The 24258-nt window shown below is 61.7% G+C and carries 12 protein-coding genes and 2 pseudogenes; 2 read left to right on the top strand and 12 right to left on the bottom strand.

What is annotated here, in order from left to right:
* Positions 1-158: 158 nt before the first annotated feature.
* From CUJ91_RS00450 to CUJ91_RS00420, 8 genes and pseudogenes are all read right to left on the bottom strand, one after another.
* Entirely contained in the window at positions 159-449 is a 291-nt protein-coding gene (locus CUJ91_RS00450) for a hypothetical protein (protein WP_153067603.1), read from the bottom strand.
* 48 nt (positions 450-497) lie between these two features.
* A complete protein-coding gene (locus CUJ91_RS00445) occupies positions 498-722 on the bottom strand; it encodes a hypothetical protein (RefSeq protein ID WP_244230957.1) in 225 nt (74 codons plus the stop codon).
* A gap of 24 nt (positions 723-746) precedes the next feature.
* A pseudogene (locus CUJ91_RS35255) lies at positions 747-803 on the bottom strand (hypothetical protein); the annotation flags it as partial.
* A 48-nt stretch (positions 804-851) separates the two neighbouring features.
* The gene (locus tag CUJ91_RS00440) at positions 852-1241 is read right to left on the bottom strand and encodes a hypothetical protein (RefSeq protein ID WP_114155659.1); all 390 of its coding nucleotides are present in this window, start codon (positions 1239-1241) and stop codon (positions 852-854) included.
* Positions 1242-1253: 12 nt separating this feature from the next.
* Positions 1254-13160, bottom strand: coding sequence for a two-partner secretion domain-containing protein (locus tag CUJ91_RS00435; RefSeq protein WP_244230956.1), 11907 nt, complete (start codon positions 13158-13160; stop codon positions 1254-1256).
* Between the two features lie 125 nt (positions 13161-13285).
* On the bottom strand, positions 13286-14200 hold the full coding sequence (locus CUJ91_RS00430) for a peptidylprolyl isomerase (RefSeq protein ID WP_114155658.1): 915 nt from the start codon (positions 14198-14200) through the stop codon (positions 13286-13288).
* A gap of 10 nt (positions 14201-14210) precedes the next feature.
* Complete coding sequence (locus CUJ91_RS00425; protein ID WP_425273890.1) at positions 14211-16064, bottom strand: ShlB/FhaC/HecB family hemolysin secretion/activation protein; 1854 nt, start codon at positions 16062-16064, stop codon at positions 14211-14213.
* Positions 16065-16108: 44 nt separating this feature from the next.
* A complete protein-coding gene (locus CUJ91_RS00420; RefSeq protein ID WP_425273889.1) occupies positions 16109-18274 on the bottom strand; it encodes a two-partner secretion domain-containing protein in 2166 nt (721 codons plus the stop codon).
* A 747-nt stretch (positions 18275-19021) separates the two neighbouring features.
* Between CUJ91_RS00420 and CUJ91_RS00415 the strand changes: the two genes are divergently transcribed.
* Positions 19022-19306, top strand: coding sequence for a hypothetical protein (locus CUJ91_RS00415; RefSeq protein ID WP_114155655.1), 285 nt, complete (start codon positions 19022-19024; stop codon positions 19304-19306).
* A gap of 906 nt (positions 19307-20212) precedes the next feature.
* Here the strand turns inward: CUJ91_RS00415 and CUJ91_RS00410 are convergent.
* Both CUJ91_RS00410 and CUJ91_RS00405 read right to left on the bottom strand, forming a co-directional pair.
* Positions 20213-21811, bottom strand: coding sequence for a SagB/ThcOx family dehydrogenase (locus CUJ91_RS00410; protein ID WP_114155654.1), 1599 nt, complete (start codon positions 21809-21811; stop codon positions 20213-20215).
* A gap of 179 nt (positions 21812-21990) precedes the next feature.
* A complete protein-coding gene (locus CUJ91_RS00405) occupies positions 21991-22245 on the bottom strand; it encodes a DUF2513 domain-containing protein (RefSeq protein ID WP_244230955.1) in 255 nt (84 codons plus the stop codon).
* 608 nt (positions 22246-22853) lie between these two features.
* On the opposite strand from CUJ91_RS00405, the gene CUJ91_RS00395 reads away from it, so the two are divergent.
* A complete protein-coding gene (locus CUJ91_RS00395) occupies positions 22854-23120 on the top strand; it encodes a hypothetical protein (protein WP_244230954.1) in 267 nt (88 codons plus the stop codon).
* A gap of 77 nt (positions 23121-23197) precedes the next feature.
* On the opposite strand, the gene CUJ91_RS34255 is transcribed toward CUJ91_RS00395, so the two are convergent.
* Positions 23198-23353 carry a hypothetical protein gene (locus CUJ91_RS34255; protein ID WP_167450643.1) on the bottom strand — a complete coding sequence of 52 codons (156 nt, stop codon included), beginning with the start codon at positions 23351-23353 and terminating at the stop codon, positions 23198-23200.
* Between the two features lie 544 nt (positions 23354-23897).
* Positions 23898-24091, bottom strand: a pseudogene (locus CUJ91_RS35345) (ATP-binding protein); the annotation flags it as partial.
* Positions 24092-24258 lie beyond the last annotated feature (167 nt).

The following is a 24258-nucleotide window of genomic DNA, read 5'->3' as shown; positions in this document are numbered from 1 at the left end:
TCGCGAACGGTAAGCAGCTGACAGCTCCCTACGTCTCAGAGGCATTCGCAGTTATCGGATGCAATCAGTGGCCCCTCACATGACGACTAAAGCCGCGGCAGTCCGACAATGAACACCTTCAAATTTTCGCGTCAAAGTAGGTAGTCCTGCTCGTGCGTTTAGCCTCGCACTATTTCATCAAGCTCCGTGAGGTATCGGGCTAGGTCGGCAGTGTGGAGTTCCTCCTGCTTCGGAGTGTCGAGGATCAAGAAGCGGAATGGACGGGATCTATCAGACAGATACGCCTCCAACAGAGCGGCGTGTATGGCGAGAACTAGTCTGATCGTCGTGCTGCTGCCGCCGCTGCCAATGACATCAAGCGTCTCGCCTTCGAACGTAAAGCGGAGATTCAAGTCAATGTCGACGTTCGTCGACACGTTCTTCATCTCAGGCCCCTGCATCCACTTCACGGTGAGTTCGCGTAGGGCCAGCCGAAGCTTGTCGAACTCATGGTCAGCTCAACCGGTGTTGGACAGCCCGTCAATGCGATCCTGGATACGATCGCGTTCTCGCTCCAGCTTGAACAGCTTCGAGCGTTCTTCCTTCAACCCAGAGATTCGGCCCAGTTCGCCCTGCACGCCGACAAGTTGCTTGGTCAAGGCCTGCACAGCCGTCACTAATTGATCGACGCCCGAGGTACTGGGCCACCCATCTGGAGTTTTCCCCGCCAATCGGCTATCCATCGTCGTTCCGACGGGTCCCTCGCTAACGACCGCTTGCACATCTTGTTGCGTACACCCACGAGCCCCAAGTTGGCCGCCGATCTTGCCGTCGATAATAACCTCGCCCGTGTTTGTGGCAACAGAAACACGTTAAAACCCGGGGGCGTCCCTCCAGCGGACGTTCGCAGGAAATGCCTCGCCGTTCAGGAAGGCGACAAACACCTCTGTCACTTGATTAGACATGAACCATTCATCAGATCGCATTGGAATATTTCCGGCGCGAAACGAAAGGATGGTGCCATCCGGACGGACAGTATTTGGCTTGTCATGAAACGCGCGAAAACGCTTTCGACTAGCTGCGTCATATCTCTCAATCATGCATGTCACTCCACCACCAGCGACCTGCACATAATTTCCTCTTGCATCTGTCAACGATGCATACGAGGAGGGACCATAGCTCTTCAGTGACTTAATTGCTCGCGCCACTTGAGATTCCCGTGGCTCGTGAATCTCAGGCTTACCTTCTGCTTCAAGTTTCATGGGCTGTATCTCTTACGGAACATATACCGTCGTTGCACTGCTTACGCTCTTTCCGGCGAATCGACCGGTGGCCGTAGCGCCAAACTGATTTACGAACTGATCCGTAAATTGTTGATATGTACTCGGGGTTGCACCGCCGCTTTTCACCTCGATTCCATGCAAAGCACCATTTGCATCCTGCGTAACAATATCGTAACGCCGCAGACCAAGCGGACCATTGACCACCACCTCCTGACCTACTACGTTAATGCCATTTTTGCTCAACAAATCCGCAAACTGTGACGCGGCTGTTGTTCCGGGTGGCGGACTTCCCGAGACACTTGCAAATTTTCCGTCCGGTGTTCTGAGACTACCATCCGGGTACAACTGGACATTGTTCCCGAGATTTTGTGGACCGGTCGGAGTGTTTGTGGCCGGTCCTTGACCGGTCGAGCTGCTACCCGAGTCGCCTCCACCGTTTCCGCTCGACAGACTCGCATTGCTTGGCGCACTGCCGCCCGATATGGGTGCCAGCGTCGCGCCACATCCGAGCCCGTCCGTGAACGCCATGCAAAGCGCCGCCGCGAACGACGTCACAGGTGCGGCCCCAGTATGTGGCGTGTTGCTGTTGTCTGCCCCCGGAATCTGGTTGTTTGCATCCGCCTGAGGGTTCTGTCCTCCGTAGTTAGCTTGTATCTGTGACACCACTCCCTTAAAGGTCGAACTCACCGTTTGACCCAGAGCCTGCGCCGCAGGGTTGCCCGGCAACCACGGCATAACCGAATAGAGACCGGCAAGAGCGACGGAGCCAAGCCCTCCGCTTTTCACGGCGTTGGCTGTATGCTCGGCAGTTCCCCCATCATTGTTTAACGCCTCGTTCTGTGCCGCAGTCCCGGCACCGCTTGCGTTCACGCCGGCCAGTGACCCAAGACCACCGCCCAGCAAGGTGGAAAAGCCTGCCAGTGCGGCCAGTTGCCCCGCATCGAGCCCAGCCCCCGTTGGGTCAATCGACTTGAGAAAGTCTGGCGAGAACGCCGCACTCGCCGCCCCGCCGATGGCACCGCCACCGCACCCCGTGCCGAGCGCCGCCGAGCTCACACATCCGAGAGCGGCGTGGGCCGCCACATAGCCCAGCTCACCGGTCGCCCCTGTCCCAAAGAACTCCGCTCCGTTCAGGTCGCCAATCGCATACGCCCCTGCAGCGGCCAAGTCGCTGACCGCGCTGGTACGCAGGTTATTGAGGAAGCTGCCACCCTCGATAGCGGTCTCAACACCAGCGCTGATCGTCGCACTAGCGCCCAGCGCAGCCAGTTGACCTGGCAGATTGCCGGCCGTCGTCGACGCGGCCTGCGCCACCTGCCCCAGCGAATTTCCAATGTTGCTGATCCCCGCCAGTTGCCCCAAGGTGCTAACCCCCTTTGGAAGCGTATTCAGTCCCTGGCTTAAGTCGTTAAAGCCGAACGAACCGGTCCCGCTGTTATAGGTTATTCCGTTCGTAATGCCTGCGGTGAGCGCGCCCACAGCGCCAGCCTCCAGCAGCGATCCGATGTTCAGGCCCTGTCCTGAGGCCAGTTGGCTTGCCGCACTGCCGGCCATTGCCGACAGAGCACCGACAACCATAGACTCACCAAGTGTCATGCTTGCCAGGGCAACGCCCATGGCTGCAGCCGCTGCTCCCGCCGTCACAATCGAAGCTGCAATCGCGATCGCCGCCACCACGAACGTCGGCAACCCGCCGCCATCCTTCACAAAGTCCGTGTGCAGGTTGTCGCTAACCGCAGTCTGCGTGAAATTCGTACCAAGCTGCTGCTGAAGCGCAGCCAGCACCTGCTCCGTACCAGCCTGATCGACCGTGCCGTCCGCGTTAAGCTTCTGCAATGCACCACCGATCTGATCCAACGTCTGAACGTTGAGATCCATGTTCGCCGCGCTCATGAAGCCGCCCGGCTGAACTGTCGTGCCAGTGGTATCGACGTAACCACCTTTGACCTTGGCCCAAATCTGACCGACGTCGACCTGGTTCGCCTGACTGGTCAATGTGTCGGTATCGACCGTCAGCGTGTCGGAAGCAGTAATGCTTCCGGTATTCAGAATGCTGCCGCCACTACCCTTGCCAAAATTGAGCGTGACATCCTGCCCGGAAATGTTGCCGCCGGCTGACATCGCACTTGTATTGCTGGGCAGATAGACCTGCGGCATCAGCGCCGTAATCGTGGGACACGTAGCCGTGCCGGTTACCGTGCACGATGGGTCCGGAACCGTCTGCTCCACGTACCAGAGCATCGGCTTGTCGAGCGCGTTGATCTGCGTCTGGGTCAGTGCAGCGCCGAGTTGCAGGTTGTTAGCTTTCGCATAATCGAGCGCGTTCTGATACAGGTATGCCTTTTCCTGCTCCGTGACGGATGTATTCGTCTTGCTGTCGTACGTCAGCCCGTCGATGAAGCTAGCCTTGCCAGTCTGCTGCAGCGCCGCCTGCTGCAGCATCAGGTCTTCTTCCTGCGGGTTGTAGTAGAACAGCGTCGAGCTCGGCTGCAGATTTGCCGGCAGTGCCGTGAGCAGATCCTGCGGCCCCAGATCGCCCAGCGCCGAGGCACCCAGTGAGTTGTTGACAAACGATGCCTTGCCAGCAACCGGCGTCGGAAGCGCGCCGCCCACCGCACGCGGCACCGAAAGGTTCAACCCTGGCAGATTCACTGGGCTAAGCGAGATCACCTGCGACGGCGCATTGACGCGCGGCGTGTAAGTGTTCGCCGTCGTAATTCCATTGATGAGTTTCTGCCCCGTCAGGGTTACTGACGTGCCGATCACATTCCCGACGTTCTCGATCTGACCACCCGAAGTGATCGACAGATTGGGCGCCTGAATCGTCGCCGCGATATTGCCGACCGGCTGCGGCGGATCGATCGTGCCGCCGGTGCTCGTATATGCGCTGCCGTACAGCGCCGTACATTCAGCTGGCGATCCACACGCCCACACATCGTGACGCTTGTCGCTGCTGAACATCCCGGTTTCCTGCACCCAATGCGAATGCCAGTACGCGTTGAGCGTCTGCGCTTCGTTGACCACCGGTCCAGCAACCGCAATCGTCGCAGTGTTGCCCGCCGCAATAAGGCTGCCGATGTTCGTCAGGCTGCCCGCGTTGATCTGCAGGTTGTTGCCGGCGCTAATGACGGACGAACTTCCTGACTGCTGATCGACGTAGCCTTCGCAGTAGCTTTCTTTGTAGCCGCCTGCCGTCATACAGCCGGAGTACTGTTCCTTCGAGCCGTAGTTTTCATGCACAGGTACGGGCGGCGGCAGGTTGTTGGTGATCGCGCCCGACACGTTGAGCGTGATGTTATTGCCTGCGACGATATTGCCCGACGTGTTGTTGAGGCTGCTGGCGGGCGTCGTGGAACTCGCCGTCGAGCCAACGCCACCGATCACGATGTCATGGCCTGCAAGCAGATTGCCGAACGTATTGTTGATGTCGCCCGCGGCGATTACAAGGTCGTTGCCAGCATATATCGTTGCGTCGTTCTGGTTATAGCCGAACGTCGTCGTGGTTGGATTGGAGCCGCGCGTAGAGCCAGCCGTACCGCAAGCGGAATTGGGCACACCCGCGGCGCAACCGGTCTGCGTCGAATAGTTCTGCTGGTTGCCGCCTTGGTTGGTCAGGCTCGCAGCGCCGATCTGCACATTGTTGCCTGCGTACAGCAGGCCTTCATTAACCAGATTGCCGCCATAGATGCCCAGGTTATAGCCGGCCGCGATCATGCCGGTCGGGAACGTGGATGTGGTGTAGCCAGTCGCTGTGGGCGCTGCACCGGGAGCTATATTGAATTCGTTCGGTGGAAGAACGTCGACAATGGCGCAGTAGTTCTGCGCATCGCAGCTTGTACCACTCGCGTTGCCCGTTCCCGCTACGGCGATTATTCCAAGGGACTTCAACTGCGCGAAAAACGCGGAATATTGGCCCTGGTCTATCGTCTGGACGGATTGATTCAACGACGCAGGCGCCACGGCACCATTGCTCAGCGACTGGACATTAAGCGTCACATTCCCTTGCGCCGCGATCTGGCCGCCACGGTTAGACAACGAATTGGCAGTGAGCGAGATCGAGTTACCGGCCGAAATGACGCCCGACGTTCCGGCTTGTTGCGTGGTCGTCGTTTGATTGATCGTGGGCAACGCCAGAGTAACCGACGCTATCGCGGTCGGGTCCGGCCCCGTTCCCACGTACCAGAGATCTTCATACACGGGCACACTGCTATCGCCGCTTGAACTCATGCCGGCCTGGACATGACGTTCATAAAAGGTCACAGTGCCCGAACCGGTTACGGGCTGTGAGGCGTTTGGCGCTGACGCATTAGCGCCAATGGCTTGTGTCCCTGTGGGGGAAAGAAGATCGCCGAGCGTTGCGCTCGTTGTCCCGGATGCGGGCTGCAGAAAGCCGTTCTCTCCGCCGTAGCTCTGCTCGTACCAGTATGTCTGCGTCCCCGCCACAGCCGACCAAAGCAGCGAAGGATTGGTGACTGTCGTCGTCGACGTCGAGGTTGCCCCGCTCGGCGCCGTCTGATCATTAACCACCGCCCCCGCATTGATATTGACGTTATTCCCGGCAAAAATAGACCCACTGGTATTCAGCAGCGTCCCTGCGAGATTGAAGTTCGCATCACCCCTCGACTGCGTCGTCGCACCCTGATTGTCGTAATTCCCGCCAGTGACCGACAGCAGCCCCCCAGCCTCAACCGTCCCACGATTCGTCGTATTCCCATTCAACGCAAGCGTGCCGTCCGCATGCATCACCGCGCCAGCAACATTATTCAATGTCCCATTGAACGTAACGTTGCCACCGCTCACCTGCCCAAAATTCGTAAACGTGCCATTGGTAGAAAGCGTCAGCGGCGCGGTCCCCGTCATCGTCCCGTAGTTATTGATGCCGTACACGCCGGTCAGCGTCACTCCCTGGCCACCGTAATTCCACGTACCGCTATTACTGATCGACGCCGCGGTAATCGACAGCTGCCCGCCCTGGCTGATGGTCCCCTGCGATGGATCGAACGCCATGTTCACCGCGCTCACGCCCATATTGCGCTGCGCGAGCAACTGGCCGCCGCCGTTATAGAACGAACCGTCACCGCCATTAATCGTCAGCGAAACGTCGCCGGTCGTGGGTCCATTCGGCGTGTTCGGATTCCCCGCAAAAATAATCCCGTTCTGGTTGTTGAGCGTCCCCGTGTTGATGTTGAGGCTATTGACCGCCATCAACGAGCCGCCGCTGTTGTTCAGCCCGCCCGCCACCGTGACATTGGTTGTCGAGCCGTTCACCAGACCCGCGTTGATGAAGTTCGTGGCGTTGATCGTCGTGGTAGTCGTCGAAGCCAGCGACGCATTCGCTGCGTTCGTCATATTCGGCGCCGACACATAGAGTGCGCCACCCGAAAGCACCTGACTCGCGTTATAGAATCCGTTGCCCGCGGTCAGCGTCGCCGCACCGACCGCGTCCACTGCGGCGCCCACGAGCGACAGCTGGTTCGACGCTGTGGCCGTCAAGGCGCCGCCGACAATCGCCGTCCCCAACGTTACGTTGGTGCCGCTGAACTGCATGTTCTGCGTCGACACCATCGACGCGCCGCTCGCATCGAGCGTCCCTTGCGCAGTCACGCTGACATTCTTCGAGCCGCCTTGCGAGCCGCTCAATGTGACGTTGCCGCCGCTCAGCGTGAACTGTCCTGCCACGGTGCTGGTGCCGCTGAGGGTGAGCGTCTGTCCGGCGCTCATCGTCGCATCGCCGTTGGACGACACACCCGCCACGCTCACATTGCCCTGCGTGCCAGTGACGTTCACAGTGCCCATCGACGACACAGCGCCCACCACCGTCGCACTCTTCGAAGCCAGGATCGTTACATTGCCGCCTGACTGTAGATTGCCGCCGACGCTTACGCTGCCGCCCGTCGACTTCGCACTCACATTGCCCACGGCCGTCGTCGCGCCAAGCGACATGTCGCCGACCGAGGTCGCCGTAAACTGACCCGCGCCCTGGATCGCGCCGAGCGCCACGCCACCACCCGCGCTCACAGTGATGTCCTTGCCGAACGTCAGCGAGCCACCGCCGTTCACCGAGCCGCCCGCGTTGATCGTCGCGAGACCGAGGCCGAGGAACGCGCCGCTCAGCGTCGCGGTGCCGCCCGCGCTCAATGTCGTATTACCGTTGACGAGTTCGCCGTTCAACGCAAGTGCGCCGCCGGAAGTCGCGTTGAAGTTGCCCTGACTCGTGACCGCACCGCCGACCGCCAGGTTGCCGCCCGTCGCCGTCAACGTCACATCGCCGTTTGCACCGGCGGTTCCGCTCGCGGTGACATTGCGCCCGGCGCTCACGGCGAGCGCGCCGCTACTGCTTGCATTGCCGCCGATCGTTGCATCCCGCGCGGCATTGACCGTCATGGCGCCACCGGACGCCAGTGCGCCGTTCACCTTCACGTCGCCGGCACCGTTATGGCCTTGCGCCTGCAATAGAAGCGCGCCGCCCGCCTGCGCGGAACCGATAGACAGATCGTTGCCCGCGGTCGCATTCAACGCGCCATTGGTCGCCACAGCACCGGTCACGCCGATGCTGCCGCCCGCATTCAACGTGGCCTGCTGACCGAACGCGACCGACGCCGCGCTGATCGAGCCGCCTGCCGCCAATGTGCCCGCGTTCTGCGCGCCGATGCCGCCCGTCAGCGTCATGTCGCCACCCGACGCGAGCTGCGCATTGCCACCCACGGTCGTGGCGCCCAAGATGCTCAGCGTCTGCCCGGAGCGTCCGGTCAGGTTGCCTTGCGTGGTGAGGTTCGCCGCGCTCGCGTTGCCGTTCGTCGCGGTGAGCGCAAGGTCGCCTGCCGAATTCACCTCGGCAAGCGTAATGTTGCGGGTTGCGTCGATTGTCGTCGTACCGCCGGTGTTGATCGCGCCGCTCACGCTGACATCGCGCGCCGCCTGCACAGCCAGCGCGCCGAGCGCGGTCGCTGCACCGCCGATCGTCACATCGCCACCACCTGCATTGCCGTTGGCCGTCACGCGCACATTGCCGGTCACTGCCTGCACGCTGCCGAGTCCGGCATTGTTGCCGCCCGTCACCGTGACGCTTGCGCCCTGCAACGCGCCAGTCAATGCCAGGTCATGCGAAGCGTTGAGCGTCGCAGCCTGAGCGAACGCAGCCGTGCCCGCTCCGGCAATATCGTTCGATGCGTTCAGCGTGCCGCCAAGCTGCCCGGCAAGTGCGCCGCTCAACGTAATGTCGCGGCCCGCCTGCACAGTGACATCCTTCGCCGCGTTGATCTGGCCACCGAGTTGCGTGTCAAGCGCCGAACTCAGATTCAACGCGCCGGATGTCGTCGTGCTTCCGGCCAGCGCGATACTGCCGGTCGCCGCCGTGGCGCTCAGATCGCCGGCTGTGGTTTGCAGCGTGCCGCTCGCCGATACATTGCGAAGCGCTGTGAGTGTGAGCGCGTCGCGGGTGGTCAGCGATCCGCTCACCAGCACATCGCGTGCGCCGCTCACCGTCACCACGCCTGGCGCCGTGGCCGTGCCGGTGATCGCCGCATCGCCACCGCCGGCGTTGCCGTTCGCGGTCAGCGCCAGCGTGCTCGCCGAGTTCACGTCGTGAAGCGCGGCGTTGTTGCCGCCCGTCGCCGTGATCACATTGGCCTGAACGCCGCCCGTCAATGCGATATCGCGCTGCGCCGTGTAACTCGCGGCTTGCGCGAAGGCCTGTGTCCCTGCGCCGCTGATATCGCGGGCCGCCGTCACCAGGCCATTCGCCTCGCCGATCAGCAGGCCGTTCAGCAGCGCATCGCGGCCCGCGCTCAGCGTTGCATCGCCGACTGCACTCGTGCTCGCACCGAGTGAGAGATCGAGCCCCGTCGCAATGTTGAGCTTGCCGCCGCTGTTGATGCCGCCCGTCGCATTCAGGCTGCCTTGCTGCGCAGTGAGCGCCGCATCGGCAACCGACTCGACGGCGCCACCAATGTTGATGTCATGCTGCGCATCGATCGCGACTGTCGTGCCGCTTGCGATCTTCCCGGTCGATGCGACGGATACGTCATTGCGCGCCGTCGCCGTCACCGCGCCCGCCGCGGCGACAGAACCGTTCACCGTCGCATTGCCCGGACCGTTAGCCGTGTTGGTGCCATTGGCATTCAACGCAACGGTGCTCGCCGACTCGACGTTGTTCACGCCGACATTGCCCGCAGCGTTGACCTGCACGGACCGGCCCTGGATCAGCCCGCCTTGCAAAACATCGCGACCAGCACTGAGCGTAGCCGCCTGCGCGAAGGTCATCGTGCCCGCGCCGCCGATGTCACGGCCCGCTGTCACGCTGCCCTGCCCTTGCCCGGCCAGCATGCCCGTCACGTTGACGTCGCGCGTTGCGCTGAGCGTGGCATCGAGCGCGGCGGTTGTCGTGCCGCCGAGATTGATATCTGAGCCGGCCTGCGCGTTGAAGGCACCATTGCTGGCGATCATGCCCGTCGTACTGACGCTGCCGTTCTGCGCGCCGAGCGTGGTGTCGTTAGCCGACTGAATCGAACCGCTGATACCGATGTTCTGGCCGGCGCTAAGTGCAACTGCCGCGCCACCCGTCACAGCGCCGGTAATGTTCAGATCATGAGTCGCCGCAAGCGAAAGGCTCGATGCGGCCTGCACGTCATGCAGCGATGCTGAGCCGCCCGCAGTGGTTTGAACAGAGCCGCCGCGCAGCGAGCCGGTGAGGTTCGTATCGCCGCCGGAAGCGACGTTCGCCGCGAGACCGAAGGCGCTGGCTGCAGCACCCGCTATCGCACCGCCCGCGGTCAGCGTGCCGTTGCCCTGCGCGACGACAGAACCATTCATCGTCAGATTCTGGCCGGCGTTGACCGCGAGGTCCCCAAGTGCGGACGTGCCCTGCGTGCCGAGATCGACCGACTTAGCCGCGTCGATCAGCAGGTTGTCGCCCGACTGGATATTGCCGGAACTGACCAGCGAACCGTTCGCATTTGTCAGCGTGACGTTCCCGTTCGACGCAACGCTGCCCGCAATCGACGTATTGCCGCCACTTGTCACGCTCAACGCATTGGCGCTCTGCAACGCGCCATTGATCGACGTGTCGCCACCCGAGTTCAACGACGCCGTGGAGAGCGAAGCGACGAGCCCGTTCACCGCAAGCGTGCCGCCCGTCGCCGTCACCTGCAGCGCGTTGTTGGCCTGCACATTGTTCAGCGTCACCGAATGGCCCGCCGTCAGCGAAACCACCGCGCCTTGCAGTGCGCCAGTCACCGAAAGATCGTTCGCCGCCGTGACGCTCGTGTCCTTCGCGAAGCCGCTGCTGCCGCCCGCAATCACGTCGTGGCCGGCATTGAGCGTCGCCGCGCCCTGGCCCGCGAATGTGCCGCCGATCACAACGTCGTGGCCGGCCGTGAGCGTCGTATCGCCGGTCACGCTCGTCGCGCCGGTCAACGCGACGTCCTGCGCGCCGCTGGCCGACAGGTTCGCCGCGCCGTTCAGCGTACCGCTCGAATTCACGCTGCCGTTCACCGCAGCGACTGACAGATCGCCGACGGCCTGCACCGTACCGCTGGTTGCCACCGTCACGTTGCGCTGCGCCGTCAGGGCGACCTGCGATCCGCCTGCGAGCGTTCCGTTCACGATGACATCGCGCGCGGCCTGCACGGTCGTCGCATCAACCGCCGCCGCATTGCCATTGAAGCTGACGTCGCCGCCGCCGGTCGGGTTACTGGTCGACCCATTCGCGGCGATGCTGAATGCACCGCCTGCCTGCACATCGGCGACGCTCGCGTTATTGCCCGCCGTCACGTTCAGACCGTTAGCCAGCAGCTTGCCGGTGAACGCCACGTCCTGACCCGTCGTCAGCGCGCCGTTCTGCCCAAACGCAACCGACCCGCTGCCCGTCAGATTGTTCTGCGCGTTGACCACGCCGTTCTGCTGCACGATGACGACGCCGGGCACATCGACATTGCGGCCTGCGTTCATCTGCGCATTGGTGCCGACGAGGAGCGACCCTGCCACGGACACGTCGCGCGCAACGTTCGCCGCGAGCGTCGTGCCGCTCGCGAGCGATCCGCTTACCGCGAGATCCTGGCCCGCTGCGACAGTGACTGCATTCTGCGCAGTGGCCTGCCCGGTCACGTTCGTATTCTTGCCGGAGGCCAGCGCAAGATTGTTGCCGCTCTTTACCGTGCCGCCCGCGTTCACGCTGCCCTGCGTGGCGTTCAGCGCAAGATCGCCCGATGTCTGCAACGCCGCGTTCACATTGACGTCGCGTTGTGCAGTCGCTTGCAGCGTGCTGCCGTTGGTTTGCCCGTTGACGTTGATGTCGCGCGCGGCCTGCAGGCCGGTCGCGCCGCTCACGACCGACGTGCCGTTCAGGTTGACGTCGCCCGCTCCGTCGTTACCTTGCGCCGCGACCGAAAGTCCGCCACCTGTTTGCACGTCGCCGAGCGTGACGTTCGCGCCGCCCCTGACCGTCATGTCGCCGTTCGACTGTGCGTTCGCGACATTCACGTTGCCGCCCGCGGTGACTGCAAGCTTGCCGCCGGTCTGGATCGTGCCGCTCGACGTCACGTCGCCGTTTGCATTGATCGTGTAACCGGCGACGCCCACGTGAGCGCCGGTCATCGACAGATTGCCGCTTGCCTGCAACGTCGCCTGCCGCTGAGCGGCCGAGCCGTTCACAGTGAGATCGCCGTTCGACGACAGCAGCAGGTCGCCGGTGTTCGCCGCCATTTGCGCATCGGTGCGCACGCCCATGCCGGCCGCCGTGCCGATCACCTGGATCTGGCCCGCGGTCATCGCGCCAAAGGCGGTTGCGTCGATTGCGAGACCGTTGTTGGCGCGGCCATTTGCGCTGTTGATCGCGCTCGCCGTGTTGTTCGCGCCATTGGCCGACGTCGCATACGTGGTGCCGCTGCCCGTCACGGCCGTGGGCAGCACGAACTGGCGGCCCGCGATCGCATTGATACGCTGGCCCGCATACAGCGGCGCATTGATGCCGATGGTTTCGCCGATCAGATCGATCGTGCCGACCGTGCCTTCGATGCCCGCGCCGGGACCGTTCACGCCCGCGTTGCCTTCGATCTGGATATGACCGCCGGTGACGCTATAGCCGATTGCCTGTGCGTTGCTGAAGTCGGTGACGGTGCCTTTGAGATCGCTCAGGAATTGCGGCGTGCCGGTCGATAACGTGACGCCGATCGTATTCGTGAAGCCCGTACCGTTCGTCGTGATGCCATTCGGATTCGCGATGATGACCGTGGCCGGCGCGCCGAACACTTCGAGCGGACCGTTGAGCAGGCTCGCGAATGCCGCGCCCGTCGACGTGACCTGGTTGACGATCACGCTTGCCGTGCGGCCGGAGAGATTCGGATTGGCCCGCACGTCGCCGCCGGTGAGCGACGTACCGGACATCAGGCTGTTGTTCAGGATCAGCCCGACCGGATCGATGTTGAAGCTCTGATACTGGTTCAGCGAAATGCCCGCGGCGTTCGGCGCGGTGATGTTGACCACAGGTACACCGCCGTTCGCACCCGTCGTCTGCGTGATCTTCGGCTGAAACGAAATGGGTGCAGTCGGGTCGACGATAGGCGCGGCCTGCGCCTCTCGCATCATGAAGTGAACGCGCAAGCCGGCGAGGTCCTGGATCTGCTGCCACGCTTCGTCATCGAGACGCTGACTGCCCGCAGCAAGCACGCCCGCCGCGTCGCGGCTTTGCTCGAATGTGATCGACAGGGGTCCCGCGAAAAGCGTCAACGCGACGAGCGCCGAGACGGCGCGCTGCCAGAGGTGATACATGCGATACATGCGCGCAGGCGTCGGCATCGACCAGCGTTCGCGCGCGGACTGTATGCCGCGTTCGTGCCGCTCGTCATGGATCTGACGGTTCTGTTCGAGTTGTCGTAAAGCGTGGCGCGTTGACGCGTTCATGATGCTCTCGTCTTTTTCTGGTTTTGGCACTTCAGGCACTTCTTCTCCGGCCCGGGCGTTCAAGCCCGGAACGGCGTGGCAGCGGTCGAACCCCCGTCCGCTGCCACCTTTGGAAAGCAAGGCTTTTACTGCTGCTGAATCCGTGCGTTCTTCATCAGATCCACAACCACCTGCGCGGTCGCTTTTTGCAGCGCGACCTGCTCGAGCTGCTTGCGCAGCGCGTCCTTGATCTGGTCGTATTGCGGAACCTGCGTCGCGCGCTTTTCGTCGACGCGCAGAATCCAGAACGCGTCGCCGACCTGCACCGGCGCGCTCGATACACCGCCTTGCGGCAGCTTCACCAGTGCTTCGGCAAGCGGCTGCGGCCAGTTCTGCGTGTTGCCCGGCTGAATCGGCGTCTTGAACGAAATCCAGTTCAGCGCACCGCCTTGCGCGGCGCCTGGACCCTGGCTGTACTGCTTCGCGAGTTGCGCGAAATCAGTGCCCTTCTTCAATTGCGTGAGCACCGTCTGCGCCGTGTCCGCATCTTTCGCGGCGATTGCGCTCGGCTTGTATTCGAATTCGCCGAGCGTGGCGACGATCGCGTCGTACTTCGCTTTGACGTCTGCGTCGGTTACCGGCGCTGGCTTCACCTGGTCGCGCAGATACGCGGCGGTCATCGCGACGGTCTTCGCCTGTTCCACTGCGGCCACCACCTGCGGACGCGATTCGTAGTGCTGTTTCTCCGCGGCCTGGCGGAACAGTTCGCGTGCGATCAGCTGGTTTTTTATCGACGTGCGCAGCACCGGCGTGTCCGGTGCATTCGACGCGCGCACAGCGTCGTCGAGTTGAGCCTGTGTAATCACAACATTGTTCACGCGCGCGACGGCATTCGCGGGTAGCGGACCCGTTGCCGCTTCCACGCTCTTTTCCGCCGACGGCTTCGGCGAAGGCTTGCTGGCCGCATGCGCGAGCGGCATGCCGCCAGCCAGGCCCGCTGTGGCAAGCATGACGAGCAGCGCGGCGTGGCGAAGCGTGACAGCGATCGGGCGATGTTTCATTTGAACCTCTTCAGAGTGACCAGTTGAGCGTGGCGAGCAGCACGGTAGCCTTCTTGCCGAGTGCGGCCGGTTGAAGCAAGGCCTGCCCGAGCAGCACCTCGCTGGTGACGGTTTGGGTTTTGTAGCGCCATTGCGCGCGTGCGCCGACGCCCGTGCCGATCAGCGTCGGCCAGCCGCCTTGCGCGACGAGATGCGATTTGCCGCCGTCGAGAAACACATACGGTTCGACACGCGCATCGTGCCAGGCGGGCACGTTCTGCCAGGCGGCCTCGTTGCGCAGATAAAAGCCGCTGTCGCCGGCAATGCCGCCTTCGGTGAAGCCGCGCACGGAGTCCATGCCGCCGAGGAAGATCTGCTCGTTGCCGAACAGCGCAACGCGGCTGTACTGGCCGCGCAAGGTTCCCCGATACGTCCATTGCGTGCCCGCGAGCGTGCCGAGCGCAACCTGGAGCGTGGCGGTCGCGTCGAGCCGCGTGAACTGACTGTGAGCCTCGACCTCGTCGATGCCGGGACTGTCGTGGCTCGCCGAAAGCCACGGCAAACCTCGCGACACGCCGACGTCCCATGTCGCGGCCGCGCCCTGATCGTTCGCAACGAAGCGGCGCAAACCATTGAGGCCGACACGCAATACGGTAAGGTCCTGCGGCGTCAGCTCGATGCCGTTCAGCGTGCGCTCGGTGCGCATCTTCGTGAGCGTGACGTCGACGCTGGTGCGTCCGGCGCGCGAGCGGCTCAGCACGTCGTTCCAGCCGAGAATCTGGCTGAAGGTGCGGCCCTGCAGCAAAGCGATATCGCCGATGGCCTGCTGATATTCGGACAGCGAGGTCGTATAGCTGAACGTCTGATAGCCGTACGGCGCGGCAGCGGAAAACACGACCGCGTTGCTGTCCTGCGTGCCGACGAAGTTGAACGACAGCAACTCCTGCAAGCCAATCAGGTTGTTCGCCTGCACACCGGCGCGATAGCGCAGCGTGCCGGTTTGCGAGCTGCCATAGTTGTCGATGCCAAGGTCGTAGAAGACGCGGTCGCCGTAGTGATTCGTGATCGCCACCACCGAATCGCCAGGTGTCTCGCCGGGCATGATCTGGATCTCAGCCTGGTTGCGGCGCAACCGGTTGATCTGATCCACGCCCTGCTCGAGATCGGGCAGGCGCAGCACGTCGCCTACGCTGTCGCCGAACGCCCACGCAGTGCCCGCGTCCGTGATGAGGCCGCCGCCGTGTGTCGTGTACCAGGGCTCTTCAGGATCGCGCGGACGCAGCGGGTGGCCATTGAGCGTGAACGCCGAAACCTTGCCGTCGACGATATTGATCTTCAGCGTGCCCGACGCGAGGTTCTGCGCGCCGAGATAGGCGCGCGTCGTGATGTAGCCGCGCGCGATGAACGCTTCGGTGACACGACGCAGCAGCAGGTTGATGCGGTTGCGGCCAAGCTCTTTGCCGATGAACGGCGCGGCTATCATGTCGAGTTCGCGCTGCCCGAGCACCGTGTCGCCGATGAATTCGATGTGATCGATTTTGAACAACGGCTCCACGTCCGGCAGCGTGTCGACATCAGCACCTTCGGGAAGATTGACCACGGTCGGCTGCGGCACCTCGATCTGCGCGGGCGCCTGCTGGATTTCGTCGCGCCGCTGACGGTCGCGCTGCTCCTGAAGCAGCCGTTGCGCCGGGTCCTGCTCCGCGCGCATCGGCACGCCGAATGAAGCGCCGGGAGCGCCTGCGAGTGCCGGGATGTTCGGCAAGCCTGGCGGCAGCGTTTGCGCGAAAGCTCTGGCTGATGCGGTGCCGGCAAGTAGCGCGAGCGTGCAGTGCGCGAGGCAGTGTATGCGGTGCCTGGACGCGTGCTTTCCAGCGCGCTTCATGGCCCGCTTCATAGCCTGCTTCGCGACCCGCCTCATGGCCCGCTTCAAAGCCCGAACCATGACACGAGCCCGAGGTGATTGTGATTGCCGATCGTGACCGGCGCGCGGTACGGCGCGCGAATCGTGTTCACACCGCCTGCGGCCTTGATACCGCCAGGCGCATTGAACGCGCCGCCTTCGATATCGGCTTCGCCGGTCAGCTCCACCTGGCCTGTACCGCCGGTGAAAACGCCGCCGGTATCCGCCGCGAAAATCGCGGACCACGAATTGCCGAACCACGCCTTCAGGTCGTGCGTGCGGTTGATCGCGCTGTAACCGAGCACCGCCTGAGCGAGCGTCTTCGGCGCGTCGAGTTTCAGCGCGTTGAGCGCGAGCACCGTGCCGCCGGTGTTGGTAATCTGCGCGCCGGCTTTGAGCGTGATGTCCTGCGACGCTTCGATCACGCCGCCAAACGCCTGCACGTTGCTCGATGAAGACGAGCTGCAGAAAAAAAAGCACGTCTGCCGATACGAAGCCTGGCCCGTGAACACGCCTTGCGTCAGCAACTGATTGCGCGCAGTGATCGCAATCGAGCCGCCGTTGGCGAGAATCGACCCGCCCACGTTCGCCACGTTTGCGCCGGAGATAGAGAGCTTGCCGTCGTCGGCCGTGATGTAGGAGAGCTTCGACGGGTCGGCGATGGCACCGTAATCCACGTTGAAACCGCTTTCGCGATGCTCGACGAAGACGAGTCGCCAACTGCGATCCGAATAGCCGACCGGCGCCCCGCCGTTCGTACCGGCCGAATGATCGACGATGTTGTTCACATCGCCGCCAGCAGCGATCGTCAGCGCCTTGTTCGACAGGATGCGGGCGTTCTGATTGGTCACCGAACCGCCGGCAGTAATCGATACGTCGCCCGCGACGCCGAAAAGAACTGCGAGCGCGCTATCCGCGGTGGAGTGGTTCAGCACGTTGCCCGTTGCGTTCAACGTCACTGCGCCGAGCGATGTGGTGTCGAGGGCGTTGCTTTGCTGGCCCTGGATGAGCGAGCCGAAGTTGGTGATGTCGCCGATGCTCGTCAGCACTACGCCGCTGTTGGCCGAGGCCACCACCGACTGCGCCGTGGCGTCCTGCGTCAACGCGATGCCCGCGCCGCTGATATTGATGCCCGTTGCGGCGAGCAGACTGCTGCCCGTCACCGTAACCGCGCCGCTTGCGGCGAGGGTAGCCGAGCCGTTGTTCGTGGTGAGCTTCGTGTCGGTCAGTGCGATGCTGTCCTGCACCTGCAAGTCGAGATTGTTCTGCGCAGTAAGCGTGGTGTTGGAGAACTGCACCGAACCGTTGGAAGACAGCGTGAAGTCGCCAAGCGTTGCGTTCATCGGCCCCGCGCTGCGCACACCGGGGCCCTTGTCGGTGACGATCAGTTGCACGCGGCCGCTTGTCAGGCTGCCTGCTGCGGTGATGTCGATGGCGAATGTGTTTGCGGTGGCGAGCGTTGTCGAGGGGCTCAGTGTCAGCCAGTCGTTGCCGTTGTCCGTCGGTGAGACTGCTGTGTTCAGCGTGACGTTGCTGTTGCCCGCGACCGCGCGTATCGCGGCGGTTTGCGACGTGAATGTGTTAGTCAGCGGGCCGTTGATCAGCAGGTTCTTCGCGATCAGGTCGAGACCGATCAGTGCGCCCGTCAATCCTTGTGGGCCGACGACGATGGTGCCTGTGCTCGTGTCGAGCACGATGTCACGTTCGGGAAGTCCGGCTACCGGCACTGTGTCCTTGAAGCTGACATGCCCGGTTGTCAACGCCACGCGGCCGGTATTGACGAACGATCCGCCATTCACCGTAATGCCGTTTGGATTGGCCAATATCACATTGGCGCGAGAGCCGAGTACGTCGATACGGCCACTGATAATGCTGGGATTAGTGCTGGTGACCTGATTGACAATCGTTCGGGCATTAATACCGACGTTGTTCAGCGAAGCGCCTGCCGCATCGACATTGAAACTCGTATAGGTGTTACTGGAAACACCGGCGAATGCTGGGGCGATATTAACGGTTTGGTGGCCATTTGTGGCAGTAGAAACCGTCGTCGCAGTCGCGCCGTCAATGACAATACCTGCCGCACTGGCCGGCATTGGCGCAGCAGCAATCAGCAAGGTAAGCAAACAGGCGACGCGAGCAATCGCGCGCCGGCTCCCACATTGGGGGAGTCGTTGATAATACCGGCCTTCCATGAAACCCCGTCGGACTGACTCTCTCGTTTGTTTTTTGTCTGGGCGCGGGTTCTGTTGACCCATGCGCTCGCATTACGAATGTCGGCCCGTGGAGAGAAAACTTTAGTAAGTTTCTGAGAGATTTTTCTTACTTTTTCATTACAACATCGACATAGAGGGGGAGAAGTGATCAACCGTCACCAATTATCTGTTTCGCATAATTTCTAATCTTTCGTTCAGGCTTTTGACATATACGGAAACTCGTCATACGCCGTGCTTTTTCACGGCCTCCCGGTTTCGTCCACTGCACCAACGAGTTGCGAAACCGGTAGGCGAACGCATCGTACGTTTCCTTCACGGCTAACTACGGGGGTCCGATACGCCGAAAGCCAGCGCACGCGCTGAAAAACGAATAGTGCAATGCCAAGACGCCAAAGATCTGTCGTCCATAGCCGATATTCAGTCACCGCGTGATCGTACAACGTGGGTAAGTCCTGGCAAGTACGCCGACTCCACCGCAAGCCTTTGCCCCGGACTTTCCGCCGGCCTCGCTTCCCCAAACTGGAAACTATCAATGCGTCTCGTCCCGCTTTCAGCCATCTGCGTCGTCCTTCTCTCCGCGTGTGCGGGAGCTCCGGCCACCAATTCACTACCTGCCGACAGCGGACACGAAGTGGGCGCGGTGCTCAGTGGCGGTGTAAGCGATCTGCAGATCGATGCAGGATCTTCGACATTTCCGCCGAAGCAAGGCAGGAAGTCGTCGGGGCGTTGCGTGCCGAGCTGACGAAGATCGGCGTGCCCGTCGCTGCGTCCGGTGCGCCGGTCGTTCTTCACGTCACGGAATTCAAGACGCGTCCCGTCGCGGCACGAATCATGTTTGGTGCGCTGTCCGGCAGCGACCACATCAAGGGAACGGTGACGGTCGCAGGAGCCACGTTTGAGGTGGCCGACACAGGCGTCACCATGATGGGCGGCCTGGGTGTCGTCGCGAGAAACGTGGGTAAGCAAACGGCAGATCGCATCGGACAGCTCGCCGGTGTCGCCACCCGATAGCAGGCGTAACATTCGTGCGCGGTCAGCACATCGGCAGACCGCCCATAACCCTTGAAGACACGATGAGAAGCAAGTCATCACTGGACATGAGCGATGCCAAAACCGAATCTTCGGTCGATGCGGCGATGCTTCGACGGGCGCTCGCTCTGGGGAACGTCCCGACAGCCCTCATGAGGCCGCAGTCGCGCCACTCCGGTCAGATAACTTTCTCCAAGCCGGTCAGTCAGCCAAATTTAGGTTTTGCGAACTGGAAAGCCAATAAGCAGCCCTTGGCGACCTTTTCGAGGTTTGCTCAGCGTTCACTCGCGTTACGGCCTGCACACTCGCGCTGCCACCAATTCGTGACACGCATCACCGAAGGCTTCAACCGTTTCGTTACCTGCACGATTGCTCCGGTAGCTTCCGGCTGGAGCATTTGCCGGGTGGGACTTACACCCACTGGAAAGCGCCACCTTTTCACGGCGCACACCCACTTCTGCCCTTCGACCTTGCGCGACCGCAACGGCAGCTTCCAAGGTGCAAAGGTCATTCTTGTAGTCAGGTGTGTCGGCCAGCAAGTGCTTGGCCTTATAGAAACTTCTCACAAGGCCGAGTACTTGCCTATCAGTGCGGCATCCCGAACCACCGTTCGTCGGCCGCGATAGGCGGTAGACCTTTGTCACCTTTGTCGCCGTTGCGCGCCCGGGCGGTCAGGCATGCAGCACAAGTTTCTCTAGGCGCCAGTTCAGCAATTCAGCGACGAATAGCACGTCTTCCGAAGGACCGGCCATTTGAACGGCGACCTTTCGATCCTTACGTTTGGTTCGCCACGCCACTGTAAGGAAAACGAGGAATACGTTCGCCGTTCATCTGCCGAGTGCCCCCGAAGAAAACCGTTTCGCCACGATCGGATGTGGGGCTCTCCCCTCAAGGCTGAACCTCATACGGCGGAACTACGGATAGGCGTTGATCGTCCACCGCGCCGCCGACGGTGAAGTGATACAGGCTTTGCCACGTGTGATCCTTCACCCCGAGTAATGTGTGCATTTCATCGTCAAAAAAGCAGCCGATCCCCGTGGCGCGAATTCCGGCTGCCTCAGCTTCGAGATAGAGCGCCTGGCCGAGAATGCCACATTCCCACAAAAGATAGCGATATCGCCATGGTTGATTCAAGGCGATTTCGAATCTCGCGATCATCCCCAGCGCAAAGCACGAGTCAGCGCCGATGTCCTGGTGGCAGCAGATCAACTTTGCCGCCGCGCGCAAATCGTAAGGCAGTAGAAGATAGAGCGGCAGATGGTTCGGCCCGGTCTGTTGCCACAGCCATTCTGGACGCAGAGACCGCTTGAGATTCGGCAGCGCTCCTGGATTTCTGACGAGCATATAGAGGCCCGGCTCCAGGCCGTCGACGCGGTGCACCAAGAGTGCCGCATGCACTTCGGCAGGAGACGTCAGCGCATTCCACGGCGGCGTGTCGGGATGTGTCAGCAGGCAGGCCAGCATGCCGAAAAACGCCGCGTCGCTGATGCGCGTCGTTCCATCGAAGTTCACGGCGCTGCGACGCTGTCTGGCGATTCGGGCGAAGCTGAGATCAAGGGCTGGCGTCGCCGGCGCTGAACGCCGCTCCGGATTCGGCGAGAATGGTTCACGAGTACGGGTCTTGTGCGTGGCGCGATGAATCGAATCGATGTCCGGCCACATCACGTGTCCCGAACTCAGCTGATTTGCGCGTCCGTGCCACTGTGCCTTATCCAAAGCGATCAGCATGCTCTCGAGATCGGGCCGCGTCTCAGGGTTGCCAATCCAGAGCAAAAGATCCGGCGCCTCCGTCTCGGCTTCCCTGAAATCTTCGCGGCGGTCCACTCCAAGCAGGTCGGCCACTGCATCATCCGCAACCGCCTCCATCAACCGCGTCTGCCAGCCGAGCGCCGCCGCTGCGTAACTCATCGCGGCGATGACATGGCCGCAATCCTGTTGGCAGTAGCGCCAAGCTCGCATGCCGTATTTCCACGCTTCGCGCCAATGGATCGAGCTTATGCCGATCAGCACACCACTTTCCGAAAACGCTTCCGTCCATTGTGGCTCGTCCAGCGCAGCGCGCTGTTCAAGCGCATGATCCCGGCTCAGGTAGTGATAGACGCCTGCGGACAAGCCGGATAGAGCCGGACACAGAAGATAGCCCTCGGTCGGATGCAGATTTCCGCTGGAAGGGTTGCAGCGTAGCGCCCACCGCTGGGCGCCATATGTTTTCCACGCCGACAAGCCGAGCGAGAGTTCGAACAGGATTGCCAGATTCGATAGATCGATTCCGTGTGCGGGCGGCAGGGTGCCGCAGCGTAACTCGTTGTAGAGTGTGGCCAGGGTGTCCGCGGCTAACGGCAGACCAACGCGCGGTGTGCCGCGAAACACCCGGAACGGATCCGGCTGGGTTGTCCAGTCGAGCCCCCCAGGGCCAGGAGCGTAGAAGTTGAGACGGTGCTTGCTGCGTTCGTGATAATCAAGCAGCGCATGCTTTAACTGATCCATGTCCACTCACACCTCGAATACCCGCACACACGGCTGTACAAAACGGGATGGCTCGACGTTGGAGCGTGGCCGTCATCGTGGACCCTGGTGCGCTTCGGCCAACTGCCATCGCCTTAGGTGCCCGCCGCGCCGTGCGCGGCACTCGGGCAGGGCGGCGTTTCTGGCGCGCGAGTCGCCCTTCAGGTGTTTACGAAGGCATTCGGAGCTGAAGACTTCAAAAACTCGTGGCCATCCCAGGTTAGCCGCCAGTCGCTTCCCAATGAGCGCACCAGATTTGCGTCGGCCAGCAGGTTCAACTGATACCATACCCCTCGGTTCGAAATATCGAACTCGTCCTTGAGCGCGCCCTCAAGGTCGAATTCACTGAGGTGCGGGGCCTTGTTTTCCTCGAGGGTCTTCAGTATGGCGATCGCCAGATTCATATTGCGTTTCACGATCTCATCGTCTCGTAGATAGGATCACTTCTCGGGATGACGCGACGGCGCAACGTCCACGCAAGCGCTCCGGGAGCGGTGTGCTGCACACCTGTCGCACTTCTTCAAGTTCCGCGGATCAAAGAAGCACACACAGTGTCTGGAAGCGTCGTAGGTGCGACTGGGATCAGGAAAGTTGAGTGTCACGTCACTTGTCGCCATCTAACCCTCCTGATAGATATAACGCCACTTATCGCGTTGACATTGATGCGGGCGTTGCTGCTATCGATGCAACTCCGAATACCGCACAGGCTTCTGCCACGAGCCGAACGCGCCGATTGACTCTCGGCACCGGTCGTGCGCATCGTTCGGGATTCAACGTCTGGATCCCTTCATACCTCCGGTTTCCATGGCCGCATTTCGCTCCTCGTTTGCCCCAATGGGGTCCATGGTCTCGTCGATGGAGGGTGTGGCGCGCTCGGTGGCCGATCTCGTTTCGTCGCCGGAGGTCTCCGATCCTCCAATACACTTTTCGCGGTCTTCCCTTGACGCCGGAGTTGACGGGCGATGCTTAAAAATATGCTGGAGCCTCCGCGCGACGAAGATAGGTCTACGGTTGGCTTCTCCGCATGGGCGCGGCGCTGGAACCCGAGGTCTTCGTGCAACGAACAGTCGAATATCGCGGATTCAAAATTCAGATCGATCTGCTTTCGACATCGACGGACATGTTCGATGTCTGGTTTCGCATTGAAGGGGCCATCAAGCCTCCTGGTGCGGCAGCACTTGGCCAGCGCATCAAAATTCGCGGTGGCCCATTTTCCCGCCGCTGGGCTTACCTTATTGCGGAGATCGCCGGCCAAGCCCCTATCGACGTAGTCCTCGGGCCCACTGAGTAGACGCGAACTGCGGGACGCGTCGTATCTCGTAACGATGGCGTTACACGCTGACCGGAACCGCATCGTTGACCGCGCCGTCAATGGTTACGGTGCATCCAACCCATGTGATGTGCATCAAGCCACCGAACCAACTCGTCACCCTTGTGATCGCGCATGTAACGTTGCGCCAGCACGAACGCGACGACCAATAGGACCGCAAGGCCGACCACAAAGCTGATCATGGACTGAGTCATGGCAGCCTCCTTACTAGGTCGTGCCCACCTTTACATTGTAGGCGATGCGCTCACGGATACCGGTATCCGCCCGGTTTCTGTCCCTCAGGAACAAATCAGCGATTCCCTGGCCCGGCGGTCGAATGGAGGCCGTCCGCTCCGCTTTGGTTCCGGCCAATTTCTCATACGCCAGGTAAAAAAGCGGCCGACTATCGCTGAGAGAGTTAAGCGTTTCCATATCAATCTCTTGAATGAACGGAGATCGATTGTGCGCGCCCCGCAGCGGTCGCTGTTCGACTCCCGCTCCAGCCGTTCGGCGAGTTTTTGCAAATGTCACTACGCCGTTCGAAAGCGGCCGTCCCAGTCGCTCAACGCGGGGCGGCCTCGGATGGAGCCGATCAACGCCGTTCCAGTCCATCTTCGCGAAACATGATGCCATTGTGGACCTCCCTGTGCGGGGCCATCAGCACGTCTACATTTGTCGCCGAGTTCCGTTTTTATGTAAACGATGCGCCCGCTATGCTGGGCACCCTTCTGGGCCGTGCTCGCCGCGCGGCGGCAAACACGCGTCACCAAATACCTCGCCCCATTCACCGAAGCTGCGGTCGGAAGTCAGGGCGATGGCGCACTTCTCGTGACACGCATTGACGAGCTGGAAGAATAGATTGCCGCCGTTCGAGCCGATCGACACCTACCAATCTCATCAACCATCAGCGAGCTGTTGCGCGCGAGGAATCGTACACGTTGCATGAGATACCCGTTCACCAAGGGATACGTTTTTGGGGGCAAGCTTAAGGGTGGGCACGCGACGCTAATTGCGAGGGCCTCGACGTGTTTTTGGATCGACCCATGTCTCCCGGAGGCGCGTCGCGTCGTACACTGTCAAACACCAGATAAAAGGAGGCCATCATGAGCAAAGCCCAAGA

Source organism: Paraburkholderia graminis (assembly GCF_003330785.1).
GTDB classification, from domain to species: Bacteria; Pseudomonadota; Gammaproteobacteria; order Burkholderiales; family Burkholderiaceae; genus Paraburkholderia; species Paraburkholderia graminis.
The sequence above is the reverse complement of the archived record's forward strand: the minus strand, read 5'-3'. Positions and strand labels throughout refer to the sequence as shown.

Coding starts and splice junctions, on each gene's coding strand:
- CUJ91_RS00445 (WP_244230957.1), bottom strand. CDS start 722: ATGGATAGCCGATTGGCGGGGAAAACTCCAGATGGGTGGCCCAGTACC.
- CUJ91_RS00395 (WP_244230954.1), top strand. CDS start 22,854: ATGGGCGCGGCGCTGGAACCCGAGGTCTTCGTGCAACGAACAGTCGAA.
- CUJ91_RS00425 (WP_425273890.1), bottom strand. CDS start 16,064: ATGAAGCGCGCTGGAAAGCACGCGTCCAGGCACCGCATACACTGCCTC.
- CUJ91_RS00410 (WP_114155654.1), bottom strand. CDS start 21,811: ATGGATCAGTTAAAGCATGCGCTGCTTGATTATCACGAACGCAGCAAG.
- CUJ91_RS00420 (WP_425273889.1), bottom strand. CDS start 18,274: ATGGAAGGCCGGTATTATCAACGACTCCCCCAATGTGGGAGCCGGCGC.
- CUJ91_RS00440 (WP_114155659.1), bottom strand. CDS start 1,241: ATGAAACTTGAAGCAGAAGGTAAGCCTGAGATTCACGAGCCACGGGAA.
- CUJ91_RS00435 (WP_244230956.1), bottom strand. CDS start 13,160: ATGAACGCGTCAACGCGCCACGCTTTACGACAACTCGAACAGAACCGT.
- CUJ91_RS00430 (WP_114155658.1), bottom strand. CDS start 14,200: ATGAAACATCGCCCGATCGCTGTCACGCTTCGCCACGCCGCGCTGCTC.
- CUJ91_RS34255 (WP_167450643.1), bottom strand. CDS start 23,353: ATGACTCAGTCCATGATCAGCTTTGTGGTCGGCCTTGCGGTCCTATTG.